This is a genomic window from Pseudomonas sp. AGC41 (assembly GCF_057334555.1).
Genome location: NZ_JBHFJB010000155.1, coordinates 94571 through 101404 on the forward strand (window position 1 = coordinate 94571; position 6834 = coordinate 101404).

The following is a 6834-nucleotide window of genomic DNA, read 5'->3' on the forward strand; positions in this document are numbered from 1 at the left end:
CCCCCCCCCCCCCCCCCCCCCCCCCCCCCCCCCCCCCACGGGGGTTATCAGCCATCCTGGATAGATGTGTTCGCAGATAAGCTAATTCGAAAAAGTTATTTATTTACTCATTCTTAGATCATTTAGTCTCCTCCAACGCCGACTCTCCGGCGGCCTGTTGAGGAGCTTCTCCATGTCTTTGCGTTTCCCCCTTCGCCTTCTCGCGGCCGCCTCCCTGGCCGCGGCGAGCCTTTTCGCACAGGCGGCCGACCTGACCGTGGCCTATCAGACCACCGTCGACCCGGCCAAAGTCGCCCAGGCCGACGGCGCTTATGAAAAAGCCACCCAAGCCAAGATCAACTGGCGAAAATTCGACAACGGCGCCGATATCATCGCCGCCATTGCTTCGGGCGATGTGCAGATCGGTTACCTGGGTTCCAGCCCGCTGACCGCCGCCATCACCCGCAAGGTTCCGGTGGAAACCTTCCTCATCGCCACCCAGATCGGCGCCGCCGAAGCCTTGGTCGCCCGTGATGGCTCCGGCATCAACACGCCGCAGGACCTGATCGGCAAGAAAATCGCCGTGCCGTTTGTTTCCACCGGTCATTACAGCCTGCTCGCCGCGCTGAAACACTGGAACATCGACCCGTCGAAAGTCACCGTGCTCAACCTCGCGCCTCCAGCCATCATCGCCGCCTGGAAGCGCGGCGACATCGACGCCACCTACGTCTGGGACCCGGCCTTGGGCGTGGCCAAGGAAAACGGCAAGGTGCTGATCACCTCCGCTGAATTGGCCCAGTTCGGCGCGCCAACCTTCGACGCCTGGATCGTGCGCAAGGACTTCGCCCAGAAGCATCCCGAGATCGTCACGGCTTTCGCCAAGGTCACCCTGGACGCCTACGCCCAGTACCGCAAGGACCCGCAAGCCTGGCTGGCCGACGCCTCGAACATCGACAAGCTGGTGAAACTCTCCGGCGCCAAGGCCAGCGACATTCCATTGCTGTTGCAAGGCAATGTCTTCCCGTTGGCCGCCGACCAGGTGGTCAGCCTCGGTGCCCCAACCACCCAGGCGATCACCAACACCGCCGCGTTCCTCAAAGAGCAAGGCAAGGTTGAAGCCGTGCTGCCGGACTACGCGCCATACGTCAGCGCCAAATACATCACCCGCTGATCAAAAACAGGAGACGTCGAGATGGCCTTGCTACAGCTGGAGCGCATCAGCGCACAGTACCCCGGCGCAACAAAACCGGTACTGGCGGATATTTCGTTGACCTTGAGCCCGCAGCAGTTGCTGGTTGCCCTCGGTCCCTCCGGCAGTGGCAAGACTTCGCTGCTGAACCTGATCGCCGGGTTCGTCGAGCCCAGCACCGGCCAGATCACCCTGGACGGCATTCCGGTCAAAGGCCCGGGTGCCGAGCGCGGCGTAGTGTTCCAGGACGATGCGCTGTTGCCTTGGCAAGACGTGCTGGCGAACGTCGGGTTCGGTCTGGAACTGGCGGGGGTAGCCCGGGACAAACGCGAAGCGCGTGCGCGGGAGATGCTCGCCCTGGTGGACCTGGCCGGTTTCGAAAAGCGCCGTGTCTGGCAACTGTCCGGTGGCCAGAAACAACGCGTCGGGTTGGCCCGCGCGTTGGCGGCCGATCCGCGGATACTGCTGATGGACGAGCCCTTCGGCGCCCTGGACGCGTTCACCCGTGAACAGATGCAGGAACTGCTGCTACAGGTCTGGCAGCGCACTGCCAAACCGGTGTTCCTGATCACCCATGACATCGAGGAAGCGGTATTCCTCGCCACCGACCTGATCCTGCTGGCCCCCGATCCGGGGCAAATCGTCGAGCGCCTGAGCCTGGATTTCGGGCGTCGCTATGGCGCGGGGGAATCGGCGCGGTCGATCAAGTCCGACCCGCGCTTGATCGAAACCCGCGAGCATGTGCTGGCGAAAGTGTTCTCCCAACGCAGCGCCACTCGGCAACAGGAGCGCGCATGAGCAGCTATGAAATTCCAGCCGTGACCAACGACGCCGTGGCCTCCCGCCCCCCAGTCCTCGCGCGCCGTACCCTGAGCACGCGATGGATCAGCGGCCTGACGCTGGTGGTGCTGCTGTTGCTCTGGTGGGCCGTTACCGCCAGCGGCCTGATCGAACCGCTCTTCCTGCCGCCGCCCTCCGCCGTGCTGCAGAAAGGCTGGCTGCTGGCTACCAGCGGCTACATGGATTCCACGCTCTGGCAGCACCTCGGCGCAAGCCTCGGGCGGATTGGCCTGGGCCTGCTGTTCGCGGTGTTGACGGCAGTGCCGGTGGGTATCGCCATCGGTGCCAACCGTATTGCCCGTGGCGTGCTCGATCCGCTGATCGAGTTCTACCGGCCGATTCCACCCCTGGCTTACCTGCCGCTGATCGTGATCTGGTGCGGCATCGGTGAGCTGTCGAAAGTCCTGCTGATCTACCTGGCGATTTTCGCCCCGATCGCCATCGCCACTGCAACCGGCGTGCGCACCGTCGACCCGGCCAAACTGCGGGCTGCCCAATCGCTGGGGGCCACGCGGACGCAATTGATTCGCCATGTGATCGTACCCAGCGCCCTGCCCGACATCCTCACCGGTATCCGCATCGGCCTGGGCGTGGGCTGGTCGACGCTGGTCGCCGCCGAACTGATCGCGGCCACCAGCGGCCTGGGGTTCATGGTGCAATCGGCGGCGCAGTTCCTGGTCACCGATGTGGTGGTGCTGGGGATCCTGGTGATTGCGCTGATCGCCTTCGCCATGGAAATGGGCCTGCGCGCCCTGCAACGCAAACTGGTGCCGTGGCACGGCCAGGCCCACTGAACCCTGATGACCACGCCGACATTCGGCGCCGATCCGAGAGAATGACGATGAGCCGCCCGACCGTTACCCCCCTGAGCGTTGCCCTTGGCGCGCAGATCAGCGGGATCGATATCAGCCAGCCACTGGCCCCGGAAGACCGTGACACCATCGAGCAGGCATTGCTCGAATATCAGCTGCTGTTCTTCCGCGACCAGCCGATCGAACCCGCGCAACAGGCCCGTTTCGCCGCGTACTTTGGCGACCTGCACATCCACCCGATCTACCCCAACGTGCCGGAGCAGCCCGAAGTGCTGGTGCTCGACACGGCCGTCACCGATGTGCGCGACAACGCGGTGTGGCACACCGACGTGACCTTCCTGCCGACCCCGGCCATGGGCGCGGTACTCAGCGCCAAGCTGCTGCCGGTATTCGGCGGCGATACGTTGTGGGCCAGCGGCATCGCGGCCTACGAAGCCTTGTCGGCACCGTTGAAAAGCCTGTTGGCGGGCCTGACGGCGACCCACGACTTTACCCGTTCGTTTCCGCTCGAGCGCTTTGGCAACACGGCGGAGGACCGGCTACGTTGGGAAGAAGCACGGCGCAAGAATCCACCGCTTTCGCATCCGGTGATTCGCACTCATCCGGTGAGCGGCCGCCGCGCGCTGTTCGTCAACGAAGGCTTCACTACGCGCATCAATGAGCTGTCGGAAACCGAAAGCGAGGCGATCCTGAAATTGCTGTTTGCCCATGCGACGCGTCCGGAGTTCACCGTTCGCTGGCGCTGGCAGGCCAACGACGTGGCCTTCTGGGACAACCGCGTGACCCAGCATTTCGCCGTGGACGACTACCGCCCCAACCGGCGGGTGATGCATCGGGCGACAGTGTTGGGAGATGTGCCGTTTTTCCGGTGAGTGCTCCCCAAACGCCCCATATCCCCGTGGCGAGGGAGCTTGCTCCCGCTCGGCTGCGTAGCAGTCCCAAAATCTCGGATCAGTTCATCATGCGCAAGCAAGATGAACTGGGGGCCGCTTCGCGACCCAGCGGGAGCAAGCTCCCTCGCCACGGGTCCTGCGTTCAACCTGATAAACCGGCTGGAATTACTCAGCCGTCGAAGGTTTCTCCCACAGGTTGATCCCGCCTTCCTGGGCAAACCGGTCGATCTCGGCCAACTCTCCGGCGCTGAACTCGAGATTCTGCAGCGCGCCGACGTTCTCGACGATCTGCTCGGGCCGACTGGCGCCGATCAGGGCCGAGGTGACCCGTGGATCGCGCAATGTCCAGGCCAGGGCCATTTGCGCCAGGCTCTGGCCGCGCCGCTGGGCGATCTCGTTGAGGGCGCGTACGTGGGCGATGTTTTCCTCCGACAGATGCGAGGCCTGCAACGAACCGCCGCCTGGGCGATTGACCCGCGCATCGGCGGGAATGCCCTTGAGGTATTTGTCGGTCAGCAGACCCTGGGCCAGCGGCGTGAAGGCGATCACGCCAGTGCCCAGTTCCTCGGTGGCCTCCAGCAAGTCCTTCTCGACCCAACGGTTGAGCAGGTTGTAGGCCGGCTGATGGATCAACAGCGGCACTTTCCATTCCTGAAGCAGCGCCGACATTTCCCGGGTCTTCACGCCCGAATATGAAGAAATGCCGATGTACAGGGCCTTGCCCTGCTGCACGGCGGTGGCCAGGGCGCTGGCGGTTTCTTCCAGTGGCGTGTCCGCATCGAAGCGGTGCGAGTAAAAGATGTCCACGTAGTCCAGACCGAGGCGCTGAAGGCTCTGGTCAAGGCTGGCCAGCACGTATTTGCGCGAACCGCCGCCCTGGCCATAAGGGCCTGGCCACATGTCCCAGCCGGCCTTGCTGGAGATGATCAGTTCGTCGCGGTATTGCTGGAAATCTTCACGCAGCAACCGGCCGAAATTGATTTCGGCGCTGCCGTAGGGCGGGCCGTAGTTATTCGCCAGGTCAAAATGATTGATGCCTAGGTCGAATGCCGTGCGCAACAAGGCTCGCTGAGTGTCGATCGGCGTGCTGTCGCCGAAGTTGTGCCACAAGCCGAGTGACAAGGCCGGCAGTACCAGCCCGCTGCGCCCGACGCGGCGGTAAGGGATGGTTTCGTAGCGGTTTTGCGCAGCGGTATAGGTCATCGAAAAAGCTCTCTGTTCGGACGGCGGGTGGCAGAAGCTAACATTTCACAGACGCACCGGTCAGGTCGAAAGTTCGCAAATTGAGGGTAGGAGCGCCTCCCCGAGCCCTAACGCGCCTGCGCAAAAACCTCCGCCACCCAATCCACGAACACCCGTACCCGCGGTGACATGTGTCGGTTGTGTGGATAAACCACCGATACCGGCATCGACGGTGGCGGTGTCGCGGCGAGCACTTCGCGGATCAGGCCTTGGCGGATCGGCTCCTCCATTCGGTAATACGGGCATTGGATCAGGCCCATGCCGGCGATCGCCGATGCCGCGTAGATTTCCGCCCCGGACACCGACAACGCGCCCCCGATCGGAACCTCCTTGAGCTCGCCGTCGACCATGAATTCGAATGGATAAAGCTTGGCGGTGGTGCGCGAGACGTAGTTCACCGCCTTGTGCTGCTTGAGATCCGCCAGGCTTTTCGGTTCACCGTATTGGCGCAGGTAAGCGGGGCTGGCACAGGTGATCTGGCGAAGATTGGCGACACGCCGGCCAATCAATGACGAATCCGCCAACGTACCGGAGCGCACGACGCAATCGACGCCCTCGGCGATCAGGTCGACGAAACGGTCCGCTTCACTGATGAACAGTTCGATATCCGGGTAACGGGCCATGAATTGCGGCAACGCCGGGATCACGAAATACCGCGCCTGAGTTCCATGCAGATCCACCCTCAACTTGCCCTTGGGTGCCACCCCGCGAAACGCCAGCTCGGCTTCTTCGAGTTCCGCCAACAATTGCACGCAACGCGGGTAATAGGCCTCGCCATCGAGGGTCGGGCGCACCCTGCGTGTGCTGCGTTCCAGCAGACGGACACCCAGCCAGGCTTCGAATTGATTGAGCGTATGGGTCAGCGTGGCGCGGGGCATGTTCAGGTCTTCGGCAGCCAGGGTGAAGCTGCTGCGCTCGTAGATACGGACAAACACCTTCATCGCCTTGACTTGGTCCATCTGAAGCCCTGATTGTTGAGGAATTTTGAACAGTCAAGGCAACTCTCCTGCATTTATCGCCGCGCGTAAACATGTGAATCTCGCCTCAACCCATTACGAATCTCAAGGAGATCCTTGCCATGACTGCTCAGAACGCCAAAGTCGCCATCGTCACCGGTGCCTCCCGTGGGATCGGCGCGCAGATAGCCAGGCAACTGGCGAGCGATGGTTTCGCCATCGCCATCAACTTCGCCAGCAGCGCCACCGAGGCCTCGCAGCTGGCGGTGCAGTTGCGTCAGGCCGGGCACCCGGCCATAGCGGTGAAGGCCGACGTGTCGGTGGCCGCCGACGTCAGCCGGATGTTCGATGAAGTCGAAGCGCAACTGGGCAAGGTCGATGTATTGATCAACAACGCCGGCATCCTCCAGGTCATGCCGTTGGCGCAGCACAGCGACGAGTTGTTCGACCGCACGTTCGCCATCAACACCCGTGGCACCTTCAACACCCTGCGCGAGGCCGCGACCCGGCTGAGCGATGGCGGCCGCATCGTGAATTTTTCCAGCAGTACCGTGGGCATGAACCTGCCGGGGTACTCGGTGTATATCGCCAGCAAGGCCGCGGTGGAATCCCTGACACAGGTGTTTGCCAAGGAACTGCGCGGTCGCCAGATCACCGTCAATGCCGTGGCTCCGGGGCCGGTCGCCACCGAACTGTTCATGCACGGCAAAAGCGAAGAGCAGGTCCAGCACTATGCGAAGATGCCGCCGCTGGAGCGCCTCGGCCAGCCGGAAGACATCGCCAGCATCGTGTCATTCCTGGTAAGCCCGACCGCTGGTTGGGTGAACGGCCAGATTCTGCGGGCTAACGGAGGGCTGGTCTGAGGCGTGCTCTGCGGCACCCTCCAAACCGCCTTCGCGAGCAGGCTCGCTCCCACAGGGTAT

7 protein-coding genes are annotated in these 6834 nt (G+C 63.0%); 5 read left to right on the plus strand and 2 right to left on the minus strand.

Translation table 11 applies throughout. The features are described 5' to 3' along the window. Positions 1 to 172 precede the first annotated feature (172 nt). The 4 genes from tauA to tauD are packed head-to-tail and all read left to right on the plus strand — an operon-like array spanning position 173 to position 3692. A complete protein-coding gene (gene tauA / locus ACE04F_RS26490; RefSeq protein ID WP_486105990.1) occupies positions 173 to 1150 on the plus strand; it encodes a taurine ABC transporter substrate-binding protein in 978 nt (325 codons plus the stop codon). Between the two features lie 21 nt (positions 1151 to 1171). Beyond that, positions 1172 to 1966, plus strand: a complete 795-nt coding sequence (gene tauB, locus ACE04F_RS26495) for a taurine ABC transporter ATP-binding subunit (RefSeq protein ID WP_486105988.1) — start codon at positions 1172 to 1174, stop codon at positions 1964 to 1966. Then, entirely contained in the window at positions 1963 to 2802 is an 840-nt protein-coding gene (tauC, locus tag ACE04F_RS26500) for a taurine ABC transporter permease TauC (RefSeq protein ID WP_486105986.1), read from the plus strand. The genes tauB and tauC overlap by 4 nt, the downstream gene beginning before the upstream one ends. Positions 2803 to 2849: 47 nt before the next feature. Continuing rightward, a complete protein-coding gene (gene tauD, locus ACE04F_RS26505; protein WP_486105984.1) occupies positions 2850 to 3692 on the plus strand; it encodes a taurine dioxygenase in 843 nt (280 codons plus the stop codon). Between the two features lie 186 nt (positions 3693 to 3878). Here tauD and mgrA read toward each other — a convergent pair whose 3' ends face one another. Both mgrA and ACE04F_RS26515 read right to left on the minus strand, forming a co-directional pair. Continuing rightward, a complete protein-coding gene (mgrA, locus tag ACE04F_RS26510) occupies positions 3879 to 4916 on the minus strand; it encodes an L-glyceraldehyde 3-phosphate reductase (protein ID WP_486105982.1) in 1038 nt (345 codons plus the stop codon). A gap of 107 nt (positions 4917 to 5023) precedes the next feature. After that, the gene (locus tag ACE04F_RS26515) at positions 5024 to 5914 is read right to left on the minus strand and encodes a LysR family transcriptional regulator (protein WP_486105980.1); all 891 of its coding nucleotides are present in this window, start codon (positions 5912 to 5914) and stop codon (positions 5024 to 5026) included. 119 nt (positions 5915 to 6033) lie between these two features. Between ACE04F_RS26515 and ACE04F_RS26520 the strand changes: the two genes are divergently transcribed. Next, positions 6034 to 6774: an SDR family oxidoreductase gene (locus ACE04F_RS26520; protein ID WP_486105978.1), complete on the plus strand. Its 741-nt coding sequence runs from the start codon at positions 6034 to 6036 to the stop codon at positions 6772 to 6774. The last annotated feature ends 60 nt before the right edge of the window (positions 6775 to 6834 follow it).

Excerpts from the sequence above, each read along its gene's own strand:
- tauB (WP_486105988.1), top strand. The coding sequence starts at position 1,172 with ATGGCCTTGCTACAGCTGGAGCGCATCAGCGCACAGTACCCCGGCGCA.
- ACE04F_RS26520 (WP_486105978.1), top strand. The coding sequence starts at position 6,034 with ATGACTGCTCAGAACGCCAAAGTCGCCATCGTCACCGGTGCCTCCCGT.
- mgrA (WP_486105982.1), bottom strand. The coding sequence starts at position 4,916 with ATGACCTATACCGCTGCGCAAAACCGCTACGAAACCATCCCTTACCGC.
- tauD (WP_486105984.1), top strand. The coding sequence starts at position 2,850 with ATGAGCCGCCCGACCGTTACCCCCCTGAGCGTTGCCCTTGGCGCGCAG.
- tauA (WP_486105990.1), top strand. The coding sequence starts at position 173 with ATGTCTTTGCGTTTCCCCCTTCGCCTTCTCGCGGCCGCCTCCCTGGCC.
- ACE04F_RS26515 (WP_486105980.1), bottom strand. The coding sequence starts at position 5,914 with ATGGACCAAGTCAAGGCGATGAAGGTGTTTGTCCGTATCTACGAGCGC.
- tauC (WP_486105986.1), top strand. The coding sequence starts at position 1,963 with ATGAGCAGCTATGAAATTCCAGCCGTGACCAACGACGCCGTGGCCTCC.